The following is a 16759-nucleotide window of genomic DNA, read 5'->3' on the forward strand; positions in this document are numbered from 1 at the left end:
AAAAAAGTAAACAATGCAAATCTCCCGTCACAAATAACAGATTATTTCATAACTTATTTTCCTCTTGCTTTCACAGGAAGCTCGTCTTTCTTCACTTCTTCCCAAGCTGTCTCACCTTCTTTATCTGAGTGATATCCATGTAGGATTGCTTCTTTAGCTTAAGAATTTATTAGAACTACCCCAGAATGATAAAATTTCGCACAAGTTACTCAATTTTATCATTCTGGGGTAGTTTATTTTTGTTAGGTTGACGGCTATAAAGGGATTTCCTTTTGTTAAGTTGATAGCGATGGGGTTCATCCCCTCTTATTATTCATCCACAAATATAAAAGTCTCAATTCACACATGTAAATTGAGACTTTTTTCTTCCTATATATATTTACTGCTGATCACATACTTTTGTATCATTCACTACTGAAGTTCCTTCAACGGTTACCGTATGAAAACAGTCATTTACACGAACTGTCACGACATTATCTTGCCGATCAATAACGTGATATTCATTAAAATTTTTATTCAGAGCACTGCGAATTTGTTCTCCTTCATAAATTGGAATGCCATGTGATAAAACCCAAATAAGCCCAGCGATAGCAAGAATAGTTTTCATACGATCTACCTCCTTGAGAATATAGTGAACTTTTAATCCATGCTTTTTCAGCTCTACTAATCATGAATGGAATGAATCAAGCCTTTTTGGAAATAAGTTCATTTCGTCTATTTTATGTTTATGCTAATTGTGACCGAATTGTGACAACTTTTTGTCTCTTTAGACGAAAAGTTGAAACAAAACTTTCAAAAAGGACAATTCTACTTGAACAAACAAAAGGCTATGGAGAAATTCCCCATAGCCTTTTGTTTGCATTTTATTAGACAATCATTTCATTATGTTTAATGTTAAGTGATTCAACGACTAATAAACCTTAACCCTTTACTTAAAGAAGTCGGCACAACAGATGCATGGTTCTCCCCTTCAGCCTCATAAAACGTAAATCTAAACTGATCATGTTTTACTTGGAGAAGGCGCTCTGACAATTCGTTTGCCCCTACAACCATATGCTCTCGTTCTAGTGATCCAACTGTAAGGAACACTCCCGTTTCAAACTTCGCACTATTTAATTCACTTATAAGATTCTCTTCTTTTTCAAGCACAGATTGGTTATTCCACCAAATAGATGGACTACTAATAAAATAATTTTGAAAGGCATTTACGTTTGTAAATAGTATATGTAAAGCAAATAAACCACCTAGCGAATGCCCAAATAACGTTTGTTTTCCTTTATCAACCTCAAAGTCATTTTCGATTTGAGGCTTCAATTCTTCTTCTATAAAAGTAAAGAAGTTATGTGCTCCTCCTGTTTTAGGCCACGGTTTGCCATCTGGTTTTAAAGGCGCATCTTTTGAAATTACGCTAGGCGTAAAATCATAGCATCTCTCTTCACCTGAAAATGCCCCTTCAATTGGATAACCAATACCGACTATAATGGCTGGTGAAACACCTGTTTTTTCTGCTCTAACTGATTGTATTTTAACCGCTTCATGGAATGTTTGAAAAAAGGCATTGCCATCTAATACGTATATAACAGGATAGCCTGATTCTGGTGCTGGCTGCCTCGGCTTTGAAATATGAATTTGATATTCCTTACATTCTAATTTCGAATACATTTTCCACTGTTCCGTATTAGATGTTATAATCTGCTGTTTTTCAATCGTAGTATTCATCTTATATCCCCCCTTCTTAACTCGTTACATATATTTCAACTTTCTCTTCTTGAAGTGCAACGCTATCGTATCCAAAACAAACAGGAGACCCATTATACGGATCAATCATGACACGCGCATCAATATGAAATACTTCTTTTAACACTTCATTTGTAATAATTTCTTCTGGGATACCCGTTGTAACGATTTCCCCTTCCTTCATTGCAATAATTTCATCTGAAAACCTTGCTGCATGGTTAATATCATGTAGTACCATTACGACCGTACAATTATGCTCTTTATTTAATTTCTCCACAATTTGTAATACATCTAATTGATGAGACATATCAAGATATGTCGTTGGTTCATCTAGTAGTAACACTTCTGTCTCTTGTGCTAAAGCCATCGCTAGCCATACCTTTTGCCTTTGACCACCAGATAGATTTGCTATTTGTCTCGTTCGAAATTCAGATGTTTTCGTTATATCTAAAGCCCAATCAATCATCTCTTTATCTTTTGAAGTTAACTTATTTACGTTATTTCGATGTGGATAGCGTCCATAAGAAATTAATTCTTCTACTTTAAGCTCTCCTGGCGCAATTGGAGTTTGCGGAAGTAACGCTAACTGCTTTGCAATTTCTTTCGTTGGAATTGTATTTAAATCCTGTCCTTGTAAATAGACTTGACCGCTCTTTTGCTTTAAAATTCTTCCCATTGTTTTTAACAGTGTGGATTTACCGCACCCGTTTGGTCCTATAATTGTCGTTACTTTTCCTTCTTGTATTTCCACATTTAAATTGCGAAACACTGTAAGCTTTTCATAACTCGTTTCTAAATTTTTTGCACTTAAAATACTCACTTTTATTCCTCCTCTTACGCTTTCGCCTTATAAAGTAAATATAAGAAATACGGTACACCGACAATAGAAATAACGATTCCAACTGGTAACTCTACAGGTGTGAAGACTGTTTTTGCGATAAAGTCTGAAGCGATTACAAGGAACATTCCGATTACTCCGCACGTAGGAATGATATGCTTATGCTGAATACCGACAAGTCTTTTCGCTATATGCGGTGCCATTAGTCCAATGAAACCAATACTTCCTGAAACAGCAACACATGCACTGACAAGTCCGATACTACTTAATAGTAAAATAGATTTCTCTCTTTCTACTGAAACACCTAAACTTGTAATACTCGTTTCTTCCAATTGAAATAAATCTAATAAATAAGCTTTCTTTTGTATAAGCGGAATTAATAGGATTAGCCACGGCAACATTGCAATAATATACTTCCAGTTTGCATTATATATACTTCCCGACACCCAAACTGCAGCCATCTCGAAATCAGTTGACTTCATTTTGAGTGATAAGTACATAGAAAATGCTCCAAATCCTGATCCAATTGCAATCCCTGTTAATAAAAGACGCTGCGAATCTAACTTACCATTTTTCCAAGAAAACAGATAAATGATAATAGCTGCACCTAATCCGCCAACTAAACCAAACATTGGCATCATCATAATAGACACCCAGTCTGTGCTTTTTAATTGTCCTTGAAAGAAAAACATAAAGATGACGATTGCTGTTCCTGCCCCGGCGTTCACTCCTAAAATACCTGGGTCTGCCAATCCATTTCTCGTAATCCCTTGAATAACAGCCCCTGCAACACCTAATCCTAATCCTACTAATCCAGCAATTACAATGCGCGGAAGACGAAACTCAAAAATAACTAAATCATGGTCTGGTACTGGATCTATTCTAAGGAGTGTTTTAAATACATCTGTAATCGTAATGTCAAACGTACCATTCGTTAAACTAATATAAATAGCACATAGTATTAAAAATATAATAATCCCCATCGTCATTCCAAAACGTTGACTTGAACTTTTAAGCATGTCTCTCTCCTCCTCTTGTACGGATTAAATAAAGGAAGAAAGGAATTCCGATTAAAGATGTTACAACTCCAATCGGTGTTTCAAATGGATAGTTTACAAATCTACTTAAAACATCACATAATGCTAAGAAAACGCCACCAATAACGCCTGCACATGGCAAAATCCACTTATAATCTACCCCAATTATAAAGCGGGTAATATGCGGAATAATTAAACCTACAAAACCAACTTTCCCCACTAAAGCAACTGCCGTTCCTGTTAAGAAAATAACTGATAAAATAGACATCGCTTTAACTAGTTTTGTACGCTGCCCTAAATTAATAGAAACTTCTTCTCCTAAAGAAAGAATCGTAATAGATTTTGATATTAACAGTGCTAAAACTATTCCAATTATCCCAAATGGTATCGTAATTTTAATAATATTCGGGTCCACTTGATCTAACTTTGCATTAAACCAAAAACTAACATTTTGAGAAATTTGGAAATATGAAGCCATCGCAGCAGATACACTACTTAAAAATGTGCCAATCACAGTTCCAATAATCGCTAACCTAACTGGTGATAAGCCATTTTGAAGGAGCGAACCAAAACCAAACACGATACCAGCTCCTAGTGCAGAACCAATCATTGAACATATCACCATACCAATAGATGACATTCCTGGGAGAAAAATCATACAAAGTGTAATAACAAAGGCTGCCCCATCCGTCACACCCATAATAGAAGGGGATGCAAGATAGTTTCTTGTCATCCCCTGCATAAGTGCTCCTGATATGGCTAGAAATGCTCCGACTAAAAGAGCTGCAACTACCCTTGGTAAACGTGAAGTAATAATAATATTATGATTTACATCACTTGAATCAAAATGAAATAATGCGTTCCACACTGTTTCAGCATCAATACTTTTCGCCCCATACAAAATAGAAAGTATAACTGTAAATAAGATGAGTATGGGTGCTATACATAATATAGTCACTGGTACTGCATTTGTTTTCTGCATATCATTCAACGCACCTTACTTATTGTATTATTTAGATAAATTTTTCACTGCTTCTTTTAAGAATGCTGTTTTACTCCAAGCTGTACCACCTTGTGCCATTGGGTCTACAACGTTTACAAATACTTTCTTTTCTTTCGCAGCATTCATACTTTGCCAAATTGGATTCTTTTCAATTTCTTCTAGTACTTTCGGGTTTTTATTTTCAGTTGTCTCATATTGTAAGAAAATATAATCTGGGTTAAGTTCAGCAAGTTTTTCAAATGAAATTTTCTCTTGTGCTTTTACAGTTTTAAGTTGTTCTGGAGCAGTTAATCCAAGATCTTTATAAATGACAGGGTTGAAGTATACCCCTTCTGGATATAGGAATAATTCGTTTGCTCTTAGTCTAATAACAAGAACTTTTTTATCTTTTAATTTATCTCCTAGTTTTGCTTTTGCTTTTTCAGCATCTGCATTGTAATCTTTAATAATTTTTTCCGCTTTATCTTTTTTACCAGTTAATTCTCCCATTAACTTTAAGTTATCTTCCCAATTTGTTGAAACGTGCGATACTGGGAATGTCGGAGCTACTTTCGTAAACTTTTCAGCTGTTTCTGCTGGAAATTTCGTACTTGATGTAATAACATCTGGTTTTAATTGTAGTAATGTTTCGAAATTTGGTTCCATTTTCTCACCAACAGATTTTGCACCTTCTAAATCTTTTTCAAGATACTTCGGTAATTTACCACCAACAGTAATTGCACCAACTGGCTTAATACCAAGTACCGCTGCATCTTCCATTGACTCTAGACTAGCTGTCGCAATTTTATCTACTTTTGCTGGTACTGTATATTCTTTACCTAAATATGTAATTTTTCTTTTTTCGTCTTTTTTCGTTTCCGTAGCTTTTGTCTGTTGCTTTTGCTCCCCTGAAGTTTTATCCGCACTATTGCATGCTGCTAATCCTACACTTAAAACTGTAACCATCCCTAATGTAAATAACTTCTTGTTCATCTTTATATATCTCCTCTCGAATTTTCAATAAAATTTAACTATATGAAACTTGTCTTACATATATATTTCATTAGATTAATAATCCTATCCAGAACTCATTCTCGTTCACTTCCCCTAAGCTATAATTCGTTTACACCTCATCCATTGATAACCCTTTTCACTGATAATGATTATCGTTACTAAGTATATATTTAATATGCAATTATTTCAAGAAAGATTTGAAAAATTTTAACAAACTGAATAAAAAAGAAGTATCCGCCTAATGTTAAGGAGATACTTCTTCTTTTAGAAATTTATATGTAATTCAACTGGGCAATGGTCTGATCCCATCACTTCACTATTAATTTTCGCCCCTGTTATTTGGTCTTTCACTCTTTCGGAAACAACAAAATAATCTAAACGCCATCCAATATTTTTTGCTCTCGCTCCCATACGATACGACCACCATGAGTATGCGCCTTCCTGATCAGGATACAGATAACGATACGTATCAATAAATCCTTCTTCTAAAATACGTGTGAATTTCTCTCGTTCCTCATCAGAGAATCCAGGATTTTTACGATTACTTTTTGGATTTTTTAAATCGATTTCTTTATGAGCAACGTTTAAATCACCGCAAAAAACAACTGGTTTCTTCTCATCTAACCGCTTTATATACGCCCGGAAATCATCTTCCCATTTCATTCTGTAGTCCAATCGTTCTAATCCACGTTTTGAATTTGGTGTATATAACGTTATCATATAAAAATCTTCGAATTCTAAAGTAATAACTCGGCCTTCTTGATCATGCTCTTCGATGCCTAAACCGTATGTAACAGAAAGCGGTTCTTTTTTCGTGAAAATAGCCGTTCCTGAATAACCTTTTTTCACAGCATAATTCCAGTATGTATAGTATCCTTCTGGATTTAAATCAATTTGGCCATCTTGTAATTTAATCTCTTGTAAACAAAATATATCAGCATTTGACTCCTCAAGATATTCTAAAAATCCACCTTTTGCGATAACTGCTCGCAAACCATTTACATTCCACGAAATTAACTTCACCTATAGTCCTCCTCTTGATGTTCACTTTTAAATTTCATGCTATCACAAAATAGAAAAACAATCATATTTTCATCTTTGTAATCTTGCTCTTACATTTGTGAATACATACATACGTACTTTATTCAGGTTATACTAATTTCAGAGGTGATGTTCTTTGCACAATGAAGGGATTACGTTAACAAATGAGCATTGGCAAGCAATTATTCATAATGATTCTTCCTATGATAGCAAATTCTTTTATGCTGTGAAATCAACTGGAATCTTTTGCAGGCCGTCATGCAAATCAAGAATACCGAATAAAAACAATGTACGAATTTTTCATCATGCAGAGCAAGCATTAAGTGAAAAATTTCGCCCTTGCAAACGTTGTAAGCCAAGTGGAATCACTTTGCCTAATGAAGAGTGGGTAGAACAAATTAAAGATTATATTGAAAAACATTTCGATGAATTATTAACTCTCGATATACTTGCAGAAATGTGCCATGGTAGCCCATTTCATTTACAACGCACTTTCAAAAAAACAACAGGAATAAGTCCAATAGAATATATACAGCAGTTCAGGATTGTTAAAGCTGCAGAACAGCTATTACAATCAAATCAATCCATTAAAGAAATTAGTAATGCTGTCGGGATAGAAAACCCAGAGTATTTTGCAACCTTATTTAAAAAGAAAACCGGGTTTACTCCTACTGAATATCGAAAAATGAAAGAAGGATACAAAAATGAATTCCAACAAAAATAAATTTATTTATTGGACGCTACTTACACATAAGAATTGGCAGTTTCATATTGCTGCAACAGAAAATGGACTATGCTTCATTGGATCTCAAGATGAAAACTTTGAAGAACTAAATATATGGGCTAGAAAAAAATTGCCACAACATATATTGGCCTGTAATCCAGATTATCTACAATCATATGCGAAAGAAGTTACCGAGTATTTAGAAAGTAAACGAGAAACTTTTACATTCCCTATCGATGCTTACGGAACTGATTTTCAATTATCTGTTTGGAATACGGTACGTGAAATTCCTTACGGGAAAACATATTCTTATTCAGAAATTGCCGAAAGAATACAAAAACCTACTGCCGTACGTGCTGTTGCTACTGCTATTGCTGCTAACCCCCTCCTTATTACAATTCCTTGCCATCGTGTTATTGGAAAGAATGGTAAATTAACCGGATTTAGAGGTGGATTAGAAATGAAGAAAGAGCTGCTTACATTAGAAAAGTTACAGGTAGAATACATATGACAGCAGAACATACTAGCGCATTAACTTTAGCAGTTCCAACAGAATTTAATTTCCAAGAAAATTTACGCTATCTATCACGTTCTAACAATGAATGTATGTTCCACATTGAAGATAACAAAATTTATAAAGTGATCCCTGTTCACGATGTAAATCTTTTAGTTGAAATTAGTATAAATACGGATGGAAATATTCAAATACGTTTTTTAGAAAAATTATATACATCTGAAGAATTGGTATGCGAAGCTGTAGCTAACTATGTGAAAGAGTGGTTTGATTTAACTACTGATTTAGCTCCCTTTTATACATTAGCTAAACATGATGTACTCCTTCAAAGACCAATTGAACAATATTATGGCCTTCGTACTTTAGGTATTCCAGACTTATTTGAAGCACTTTCCTGGGGAATTATCGGTCAGCAAATTAACCTCACATATGCTTATACACTAAAAAGAAGATTAGTCGAACACTTTGGAAGTTATGTAGAGTGGAATGATAGAAAACATTGGATATTCCCTTCTCCTGAAACGATTGCCAATTTACATGTAGAGGATCTCAAAAACTTAAAAATGACGACTAGAAAATGTGAATATTTAATCGGTATTGCAAAGCTTATTACAGAAGGAAAACTATCAAAAGAATCTTTACTGCAAATACAAGACGTGAAACAAGCTGAAAAACAATTAACTGCTATACATGGTATAGGACCGTGGACTGCCCACTATGTTTTAATGCGCTGTTTACGATTTCCTTCCGCTTTTCCAATTGACGATGTTGGTTTACACAATGCAATTAAATATATAACAGGTTCTGAAAATAAACCGACTAAACATGAAATAAAAGATTTTGCGGCAAATTGGACCAACTGGGAGTCTTACGCAACTTTTTATTTGTGGCGAGTATTATACTAAAAAACCAAGTAGCGCATCCGCACTACTTGGTTCTTTTTTAAGCTTGTTCTTCGAATCGTCTTGCGATTTCCACAATAACTTGAACAGCTTTTTCCATCGTATCTACCGAAACATATTCAAATTTACCGTGATAGTTTTCACCACCTGTGAAAATATTCGGCGTTGGTAATCCCATATACGATAATTGTGACCCATCTGTTCCACCACGAATCGGATGAATGTTTGGTTCGATATTTAAGCTTTTCATCGCCTCATATGCAATATCAACAATTTCTCTCACTGGTTCAATTTTTTCAAGCATGTTATAGTATTGATCATTCATATCTAAAACGACTGCATCTTGTCCATACTTCTCTTGCATTTGCTTCACAATATTTTCAACGTTATGTTTACGCGCCTCAAAATTTTCACGATCAAAATCTCGAATAATATAATACGCTTTACTTTGCTCAACATCACCATTTAATGAAAGTAAATGATAGAATCCTTCATAGCCTTCTGTATATTCTGGTGCTTCTTCTACTGGTAAATGCCCATTAAACTCCATAGCAAGTTTAGTTGCGTTACGCATTTTATTTTTCGCTGTTCCAGGATGTGTATTCGTTCCGTTAAACGTTAACTTAGCACCTGCAGCATTAAAGCTTTCATACTCTAAACCACCTAATGGACCTCCATCCATCGTATAAGCACATGATGCACCAAACGCTTCTACATCAAAATGCGCTGGCCCACGACCAATTTCTTCATCCGGCGTAAATGCTACTCTTATTTTCCCATGTTTAATTTGCGGATTATGTATTAAATAGTTCATTGCAACCATAATTTCAGTCAGGCCAGCTTTATCATCTGCTCCTAGAAGTGTCGTACCATCCGTTGTAATAATCGTATGTCCTTTATATGATGGTAATTCTGGAAACTGTTCTGGCGTTAACACAACATTTAGCTCTTCATTTAACGTAATCGCATTACCATCAAAATTTTCATGAATTTGTGGTTTTACGTTTTTCCCTGTAAAGTCTGTTGCCGTATCTAAATGTGCTAAAAAGCCGATTACTGGAACATCCTTATCCGTATTAGCAGGAAGTGTTGCCATTACATATCCATTATCATCCATCGTTACTTCTGTTAAGCCAATCTCTTTTAACTCTTCCACTAATAACTTACCAAACTCAATTTGTCCAGGTGTTGTTGGTACTGTATGACTTTCTTCATTTGATTGTGTATCAATCTTTACATATCTCGTAAATCTTTCAATAAGTTCTTGTTTCAAACTCATTCACTCCCTTTTACGTTTCTCTTTCTATTATAATCCTTAAAACGAAATATTTTAACTTTTTTGACTGCGAATATTTATTTCATTTGTATTTTAGAAATTATAAATAACAACCAAAAAGTCGTAATATTTGTACACTAAGACTCTTACATGTAATATACATAATTATACAATATGGGAGGTATTAAAGATGAGGCTAACTCTCTTTCGCCATTTTCTTTTTTTCTTAGGATTAATTTTTTTCGGCCTTGGAAATGCTCTTGCAGTCAAAGTTAAATTTCTCGGTTTACATCCTTGGGAAGTTTTAAACATGGCTCTCTACCAAAGGTTTGGATGGACCATTGGTACGTGGAGTGTAATATGTGGATTATGTCTCGTTCTCATTTCTTTACTAGTAGATCGAAAATATATAAATGTGGGTACATTTTTAAATGCACTACTTATCGGTCCGATTATGGACTTTTTCTTACAATCAAATATCCTTCCAAACGCTAGTGATTATTTATGGATAAACTTACTCATTTTATTTGCTGGTATTGCAATTACAGGTATTGGGGGAGGGATGTATGTTGCGGCTGGGATTGGTGCTGGACCTCGCGATGGATTCATGCTTACTATTTCCGATAAAACAGGACTATCTATTAGCCGTGCTAGAATCATAGTAGAATGTGTTGTACTCGTTATTGGATTTATGCTAGGAGGTCCTGTTTTCATCGTAACTTTTCTGTACACCTTTATTCAAAGTCCAATCTTTCAACAATCATTTAAGATGTTTCAAACCCTCTTACATACTTTACATAGCAAAAAGAAAATTAGTGAACATATTTAAAGTACAGTTAAATATAAATAAATTCACCCTATTTACGATTCTCACCATAAATAGGGTGTTTCTTTTTTCATCTCACAATTTAAGAATATATACTACTCATTTACAATAAAAGTATATATATCTTCATAAATACAGCCATTTACTTTAATGACATACTTCCCGGGTTTACTAAAACGAATTGTGTATTTATTTAGTTGAATTGCTTCTTTATCTCCAGAAAGAACATCAATGCTTCTGCCACTCAATACATAAAATTCACTTTGATTCATCGTTACATCAATTGCATTGAAATTTTCTTCTTTCACCTGCTGTGTTTCTGCAGCACTTACACTTGGTTCTAAAAACAATAGTCCACTTAATCCAATCGTCCCCGCTAAAGCAACTCCCGCAAACTTTTTAATCTTTTTCATCACAATGTCCTCCTTATAAATTTTGTGTAAAGGTGATTTTCTCCTTTACACCACAAAGGCTATATGTAATGAAATGAAAAGTAAACGGAGACCGTAAGACAAAATTCTACATCTTTTTCTCCAATTGAATATAAATCCAGCGTTTGGAATTTTGTCTTATTAAAAATTGTTTACTTAAACCAACTTCTAATAATATTATTCAGAAACTGAATAATTACTTATTGATTTAAGATTCTAAAAACAGTTGATAAAGATTCTTTCTATCTCCTATCCATAATCTTTCTACATTCATTAATTGCTCATCCTTAAATTCCAACTTATATATGTCGGGCTTCGATGCATGTATAAGAAATTCAAACCCGTATTGATTATCAAAGTAATTCATCATTAAAGTCATTACAAGCCCATGCGTACCAATTACAACTTTTTGCCCTTGAAAATCCATCAATATTTCCTTCAGCACTTTCACTACCCGTCTCTGACAATCCTTATATGACTCTCCTTCCGTTAATGTAAAATCCTGATTTGCGAACATCTTCTTTACAAGTGGATATATCTCTTTATCTGATATAACCTGATCCTCATTTGAAAACATACACTCTTTGAGATTTTCATATACTACTATCTCTTTTTCATAGAAATCGGCTGCTTTTTCTATCGTTAACGTAGCCCGATTATAGGGACTAGAAATAAAAGTATCAATCCTCTCCTCTTTTAATATGTCAGTTACTCGACAGGCATCCATATGTCCCTTCTCAGTTAACCCACGTGCTCTTTCATTTCCTTCTAATTTTGGTGATTCACCATGTCTAACCATATAGATATATGTACTCATACTTCCTCCTTGAAAATATTCATTCGTCTTTTATAAACTTTGTTGATTTGTTCGTCTAATCCACTCGCCTACTAAACACTCGAATACTTCAGGTTGTTCAATTTGTAAATTATGCCCTGCCATATCTAACATCGCTAATGTCGCTCTTGGATAATCATCAATAATTCTTATAATATCTTGATAACCTACCGAGATATCTTGTCTTCCAGCTAGTAAAAGAACGGGTTTCTCATATTTCATATGATGAAAATTCATAGTAAGAGAGTAATTCTTTTGCAACCTTTCAATAAATTCATAATTAGCAATATCTAGTCCCGGCTTAATCTCCTCTTTAAATCTCGTATATGTATATTCATTCGCGACTACTGCTAACTCGCAAAACTCTTCTCTATCAGTGGAAGTTAGTGTATTTAAAAACTCCTTATCTTGTACAATTACCTGTTTATTCGGGCGAGCCCTTTTTTCTTGCTCCGCTACAACAACAGGACATACTAATAGTAATCCATTAACTCTTTCAAACAGCTTTGTGAGTATACCTCTAGCTAAATATCCCCCATAGGACTCCCCTACTAATAAAAAGTTTTTCGTTGGAATGATTTCTTCAATACATGCAATTAACAGTTCTAACATATGATCTGAACTATTTATCCAATCTGGAGCATTTGATTTCCCCATGCCAGGTAAATCAATATATATTCTTTGGTAACCTTTATATTTTTGAAATACTGATTCCATGCATCTCTGCATTAACCTATGATCAGGAGCACAGCCATGTATAATAATGACTGGTTTTCCTTCACCAATGATTTCATAATATATTTCTGCATCCTTAATCCGGCATATCATTAAAAAGTCCCCCTAGTGTTCTATTCATCTTTACAGACAACCCTCTCAAACCAACAGGAATACACGTTCTTATTTTATAACTTTTCAGAACATAACTTCAAATTTTACTTTTCAGTTTTTAAACAAAAAAGCCCTCCATGAGTGTATCCCCTCAAAAGAAAGCTCTTTTACGTATTTCCTCCTACTTGCACTTCAAGCATCATTACACATTATTCTTCTAATTTCATCAACACAATTCTCCAGCCATCTGGATCCTCTATCGTTATCCCCTTGTCTTTCCAGTATGGGTTTTCAGGTTCGACCTCATCATATCCCAATGCATGCAGCCTTTTACTCACCTTTTTCATTTCGCTATCTTCCCGCATATAAAATACGAGTAAATTATCTTTTGTCGGAGCTGGACATGGGCTCCCATCTATATGCCTTGTAAACTCTAAATGATATTCTTCATCTGGGAGTCCAAACATGACCCCATCATAGCCTTCATGATCGTAGAATTCACCTATACGTTTTAAGCCTAATCCTTTTTCATAGAATTCTATAACCTTTTCAAACTGATCAGTTGGACGTGCTATTCGAAATTCCACCCAATTCTTCATACTTTTCCTCCCATACTAAAAATTTTATACTTGCTTACGTATTATTGTATATACGTAACCTCTTTTTGAAGTCCCTCATTAGTATGAAAATAAATACATACAAAAGTTTAGTTCATGCTTTATAACAAAACTAATTTACACAAATCGAATCCGTTATCTTTATGCAATTTTGCATATTCACTTGCAAAACACTAAAAAATCATTACAATTTGAAAAATGACTAAATATACAACTTCCATTCAATTTTCTACCGAGCTGTTTTTTGTAATATTTTCCTGATTACAAAATCATTACATTCTCCATTAATTTACTCAGAAACATGATTTTTCTAGGTAAATCTGGTACAATCTTCAAGTAATATTCTTACGTATGGATATTATGAATTTAGTGTATATTTTAAGAAGGTGATTCTATTGCAATTAAATAAAAATTTACAATTACGTATATTAACAATAACCACACTTTGTTATTCCAGCTATTGTCTTATATATTTCTTTTCATTCCCTGTTCATTTTTCTGATTTCAATGTACGCTTCTCTTCTCTCATCGTTGAAGGCATCGCATTCATATCATTAATTTACTCTCTATATTCCAAAAAGATTTGTACTGATTTCTTTTGGTTATGTATTATTTTCGCAATGGGCAGTTTTTTATTAGGAAAAATAATATATACGGTTCAACATGAATTTTTCGAATTACCAGTACATCATTTTACTTTTTCAGATATATTTTACATGCTATTTTTATTCTTCTTCCTTATCGCTTTCTGCTATAAAATTTTAAAGGGATGTAATAAATGGGAAAAAGCTTTCTTTATTTGCGATATATGTATAGTACTCGCTTCTATACTCACATTAGAATGGTATTTATTTAATCAACCAGATTTAAGTGTTTTCTCTCTACCAATGAGAGAAATTTTCCTTTCATTTTTATATCCAATTGCAGACCTACTCTTTTTACTACTAGGTGCTATTCTCATTTTTCGCCCAACTGTTTTTAAGTCGAAATGGAAAATATATATTTTTGTTTTTGTATTAATAAGTTCTGCAGCTTTTAATTATATTTATTTTTATTTAAATACTCATTTATCGCATGACACTGTAGCATTATTACGACTTTTATATAGGATACCACTATTACTTGTTGCAATAGCTGCTTCTATTCCAAACGGCCTTACGAATAATACAAGTTATTCCATCGTAAACCCTGTACTAGGGAAAAAAGTTTTAGTCACATTTCCCTATCTCGTTGTTGCATTTCTAATTGGCTTTACCCTTATAGAACAAACAGCTTCTTCCATTCTTATTACAGGAAACTGTATCACTTTTGTTTTCGTACTTATTCGCCATTCCATTGGACGTATGCAAAACAAGAGCTTAACAGAACGGTTACAATTCTTTAATGCACAATTAGAAGAAAAAGTTGCTGTACGAACTTCTGACTTAGTTCAAAAATCAGAAGCTTTATCTCAGAAACAACAAAAATTCGAATCATTATATGAATATCATCCTGATCCTATTTTTACTATTGATTTAAATGGCATTTTCTTAAATGTTAACAAAGCAGGCGGCATGCTACTTGGAGTCGCTACAAGTGAATTGCTTGGCAATACTTGTCTTTCTATTATCTTAGATGCAGATAAGCACAAACTAGCATCCGCATTAGAAAAAGTAAAAAAGCAGGAGCCTACTTCTTTACAATTACGTTCTCAATACAATAATGGCTTTACTTATTTTTTATACGTTACCATTGTCCCTATTATGATAGACGGACAAATTTCAGGAAGCTATATTATGGTGAAAGATATTACTGCACAAAAAAAACAGCAAGAAGAAATAAAATATTTAGCATTCCATGATACTGTAACGAAAATTGGGAACCGTGCCTTTTTCCATAAGAAATTAAAAAGAGTTATAAAAAATGCTGAAACAACAGACAGTGAGTTCGCATTATTATACTTAGATTTAGATCGCTTTAAAGCAATTAACGATACACTTGGACATTCGTCAGGAGATTATATATTAGAAGAAGTAGCAAATCGATTCCAATCCTGTCTTCCATCACATACTCATCTGTCAAGAATCGGCGGTGATGAGTTTACAATCTTAATTGAAAACTATACTGACGAAGATTCCTTATTCCAATTATGTAACCAGTTATTCGAATGCATGAAAAAACCGTTCGTTATACATGAGCATACATTAACTTTATCACTTAGTATCGGTATCGCCATTTATCCACATTCTGGAATCGATACCGCCACACTTCTGAAAAATGCTAATGTTGCCATGTATGATGCGAAGGCAAAAGAACTTAACTCTGTCTCTATTTATGACGATATAATCGCTAAGAAAATCGAAAGAAGATTACGATTAGAAAAAGATTTACCAAACGCAATACAAAATGAAGAATTGTTCCTTTTATATCAACCTCAAGTTGATAGCGAATCTAACAAAATTATCGGTGCGGAAGCTTTAATCAGGTGGAATCATCCTGAATTAGGTATCATCTCTCCATATGAGTTCATACCTATTGCAGAAGAGACGATGCAAATTATACCAATTGGACAATGGACATTACAACAAGCATGTCAACAAATGAAGATATGGCATACACTCGGATATTCTCATTTAAAAATAGGTGTAAATTTATCTACTAAAGAATTTGAACAAGAAGATTTTGTAAAATCTATTTCTTCTACATTAGCAACTACAGGTTTACCTGCAAGTTCTCTTGATCTTGAATTAACAGAACGAATTGCCATGATGGATGAGCGAGAAACATTGATAAAATTGCGCACACTAAAAAGTTTAGGGATTCACATTTCAATCGACGACTTTGGTACAGGCTATTCTTCGCTAGCTTACTTACCTTTATATCCAATCGATACGTTAAAAATCCCAAGAGAATTTATTACAATGTCTGAAACATGTGACGATGGAATGGAAATTATTAAAACAATCATCACATTAGCAAATACATTAGGAATGTCTGTCATTGCTGAAGGGGTAGAAACGAAAGAACACGTGAATTTCCTTCAAAAAAATAAATGTCAGTTTATTCAAGGTTACTATTACAGTAAACCTATTCATACTAATGCATTTACTGAGCTATTAGAAAGTGGGATTCACCCATAATACATAGCTAATCAGGATAAGTAATAATGAATTTGAAC

Annotated in this window: 17 protein-coding genes and 1 pseudogene; 5 read left to right on the forward strand and 13 right to left on the reverse strand. The window is 33.8% G+C overall.

Translation table 11 applies throughout. The features are described from left to right. Positions 1-53: 53 nt before the first annotated feature. The 8 genes and pseudogenes from ACXVYO_RS05860 to ACXVYO_RS05895 all read right to left on the reverse strand — a co-directional run. Positions 54-155: pseudogene (locus ACXVYO_RS05860) on the reverse strand (nitroreductase); the annotation flags it as partial. A gap of 224 nt (positions 156-379) precedes the next feature. Continuing rightward, positions 380-607, reverse strand: a complete 228-nt coding sequence (locus ACXVYO_RS05865; RefSeq protein WP_000849106.1) for a hypothetical protein — start codon at positions 605-607, stop codon at positions 380-382. 296 nt (positions 608-903) lie between these two features. Continuing rightward, on the reverse strand, positions 904-1719 hold the full coding sequence (locus ACXVYO_RS05870) for an alpha/beta hydrolase (RefSeq protein ID WP_458466284.1): 816 nt from the start codon (positions 1717-1719) through the stop codon (positions 904-906). A 16-nt stretch (positions 1720-1735) separates the two neighbouring features. Beyond that, entirely contained in the window at positions 1736-2557 is an 822-nt protein-coding gene (locus ACXVYO_RS05875) for an ABC transporter ATP-binding protein (RefSeq protein ID WP_458466285.1), read from the reverse strand. A gap of 14 nt (positions 2558-2571) precedes the next feature. Then, positions 2572-3594 carry a FecCD family ABC transporter permease gene (locus ACXVYO_RS05880; protein ID WP_458466286.1) on the reverse strand — a complete coding sequence of 341 codons (1023 nt, stop codon included), beginning with the start codon at positions 3592-3594 and terminating at the stop codon, positions 2572-2574. Continuing rightward, positions 3587-4594: a FecCD family ABC transporter permease gene (locus tag ACXVYO_RS05885; protein WP_458466287.1), complete on the reverse strand. Its 1008-nt coding sequence runs from the start codon at positions 4592-4594 to the stop codon at positions 3587-3589. The genes ACXVYO_RS05880 and ACXVYO_RS05885 overlap by 8 nt, the downstream gene beginning before the upstream one ends. Positions 4595-4621: 27 nt before the next feature. Further along, a complete protein-coding gene (locus ACXVYO_RS05890) occupies positions 4622-5587 on the reverse strand; it encodes an iron-hydroxamate ABC transporter substrate-binding protein (RefSeq protein WP_060631908.1) in 966 nt (321 codons plus the stop codon). Positions 5588-5872: 285 nt separating this feature from the next. Then, positions 5873-6631, reverse strand: a complete 759-nt coding sequence (locus tag ACXVYO_RS05895; protein WP_458466288.1) for an exodeoxyribonuclease III — start codon at positions 6629-6631, stop codon at positions 5873-5875. Positions 6632-6785: 154 nt separating this feature from the next. On the opposite strand from ACXVYO_RS05895, the gene ACXVYO_RS05900 reads away from it, so the two are divergent. Genes ACXVYO_RS05900 through ACXVYO_RS05910 form a run of 3 tightly spaced genes read left to right on the forward strand, consistent with a single transcriptional unit; the run spans position 6786 to position 8792 of the window. Continuing rightward, complete coding sequence (locus ACXVYO_RS05900) at positions 6786-7373, forward strand: bifunctional transcriptional activator/DNA repair enzyme AdaA (RefSeq protein WP_458466289.1); 588 nt, start codon at positions 6786-6788, stop codon at positions 7371-7373. Continuing rightward, positions 7354-7884 carry a methylated-DNA--[protein]-cysteine S-methyltransferase gene (locus tag ACXVYO_RS05905; RefSeq protein ID WP_458466290.1) on the forward strand — a complete coding sequence of 177 codons (531 nt, stop codon included), beginning with the start codon at positions 7354-7356 and terminating at the stop codon, positions 7882-7884. The genes ACXVYO_RS05900 and ACXVYO_RS05905 overlap by 20 nt, the downstream gene beginning before the upstream one ends. Then, positions 7881-8792: a DNA-3-methyladenine glycosylase 2 gene (locus tag ACXVYO_RS05910; protein ID WP_458466291.1), complete on the forward strand. Its 912-nt coding sequence runs from the start codon at positions 7881-7883 to the stop codon at positions 8790-8792. Before ACXVYO_RS05905 ends, ACXVYO_RS05910 begins: the two co-directional genes overlap by 4 nt. Positions 8793-8829: 37 nt before the next feature. Here the strand turns inward: ACXVYO_RS05910 and pepT are convergent, their stop codons facing one another. After that, positions 8830-10062: a peptidase T gene (gene pepT / locus ACXVYO_RS05915; RefSeq protein ID WP_458466292.1), complete on the reverse strand. Its 1233-nt coding sequence runs from the start codon at positions 10060-10062 to the stop codon at positions 8830-8832. Positions 10063-10255: 193 nt separating this feature from the next. On the opposite strand from pepT, the gene ACXVYO_RS05920 reads away from it, so the two are divergent. After that, positions 10256-10894 carry a YczE/YyaS/YitT family protein gene (locus ACXVYO_RS05920; protein ID WP_458466293.1) on the forward strand — a complete coding sequence of 213 codons (639 nt, stop codon included), beginning with the start codon at positions 10256-10258 and terminating at the stop codon, positions 10892-10894. A 92-nt stretch (positions 10895-10986) separates the two neighbouring features. Here ACXVYO_RS05920 and ACXVYO_RS05925 read toward each other — a convergent pair whose 3' ends face one another. The 4 genes from ACXVYO_RS05925 to ACXVYO_RS05940 all read right to left on the reverse strand — a co-directional run bounded on the left by ACXVYO_RS05925 (position 10987) and on the right by ACXVYO_RS05940 (position 13584). Beyond that, a complete protein-coding gene (locus tag ACXVYO_RS05925) occupies positions 10987-11304 on the reverse strand; it encodes a hypothetical protein (RefSeq protein ID WP_458466294.1) in 318 nt (105 codons plus the stop codon). Positions 11305-11530: 226 nt separating this feature from the next. Continuing rightward, positions 11531-12139, reverse strand: a complete 609-nt coding sequence (locus tag ACXVYO_RS05930) for a histidine phosphatase family protein (RefSeq protein WP_458466295.1) — start codon at positions 12137-12139, stop codon at positions 11531-11533. A 30-nt stretch (positions 12140-12169) separates the two neighbouring features. Continuing rightward, positions 12170-12985, reverse strand: a complete 816-nt coding sequence (locus tag ACXVYO_RS05935; RefSeq protein ID WP_458466296.1) for an alpha/beta fold hydrolase — start codon at positions 12983-12985, stop codon at positions 12170-12172. Positions 12986-13194: 209 nt separating this feature from the next. Next, positions 13195-13584 (reverse strand): VOC family protein, encoded by a 390-nt coding sequence (locus ACXVYO_RS05940; RefSeq protein ID WP_458466297.1) that lies wholly within the window; start codon positions 13582-13584, stop codon positions 13195-13197. Between the two features lie 413 nt (positions 13585-13997). On the opposite strand from ACXVYO_RS05940, the gene ACXVYO_RS05945 reads away from it, so the two are divergent. Then, complete coding sequence (locus ACXVYO_RS05945) at positions 13998-16721, forward strand: putative bifunctional diguanylate cyclase/phosphodiesterase (RefSeq protein ID WP_458466298.1); 2724 nt, start codon at positions 13998-14000, stop codon at positions 16719-16721. Positions 16722-16759: the final 38 nt, after the last annotated feature.

It is taken from the genome of Bacillus sp. BC08, assembly GCF_054326875.1.

Coding starts and splice junctions, on each gene's coding strand:
- ACXVYO_RS05865 (WP_000849106.1), bottom strand. CDS start 607: ATGAAAACTATTCTTGCTATCGCTGGGCTTATTTGGGTTTTATCACAT.
- ACXVYO_RS05870 (WP_458466284.1), bottom strand. CDS start 1,719: ATGAATACTACGATTGAAAAACAGCAGATTATAACATCTAATACGGAA.
- ACXVYO_RS05880 (WP_458466286.1), bottom strand. CDS start 3,594: ATGCTTAAAAGTTCAAGTCAACGTTTTGGAATGACGATGGGGATTATT.
- ACXVYO_RS05885 (WP_458466287.1), bottom strand. CDS start 4,594: ATGCAGAAAACAAATGCAGTACCAGTGACTATATTATGTATAGCACCC.
- ACXVYO_RS05890 (WP_060631908.1), bottom strand. CDS start 5,587: ATGAACAAGAAGTTATTTACATTAGGGATGGTTACAGTTTTAAGTGTA.
- ACXVYO_RS05905 (WP_458466290.1), top strand. CDS start 7,354: ATGAATTCCAACAAAAATAAATTTATTTATTGGACGCTACTTACACAT.
- ACXVYO_RS05910 (WP_458466291.1), top strand. CDS start 7,881: ATGACAGCAGAACATACTAGCGCATTAACTTTAGCAGTTCCAACAGAA.
- ACXVYO_RS05920 (WP_458466293.1), top strand. CDS start 10,256: ATGAGGCTAACTCTCTTTCGCCATTTTCTTTTTTTCTTAGGATTAATT.
- ACXVYO_RS05925 (WP_458466294.1), bottom strand. CDS start 11,304: ATGAAAAAGATTAAAAAGTTTGCGGGAGTTGCTTTAGCGGGGACGATT.
- ACXVYO_RS05930 (WP_458466295.1), bottom strand. CDS start 12,139: ATGAGTACATATATCTATATGGTTAGACATGGTGAATCACCAAAATTA.
- ACXVYO_RS05935 (WP_458466296.1), bottom strand. CDS start 12,985: ATGATATGCCGGATTAAGGATGCAGAAATATATTATGAAATCATTGGT.
- ACXVYO_RS05940 (WP_458466297.1), bottom strand. CDS start 13,584: ATGAAGAATTGGGTGGAATTTCGAATAGCACGTCCAACTGATCAGTTT.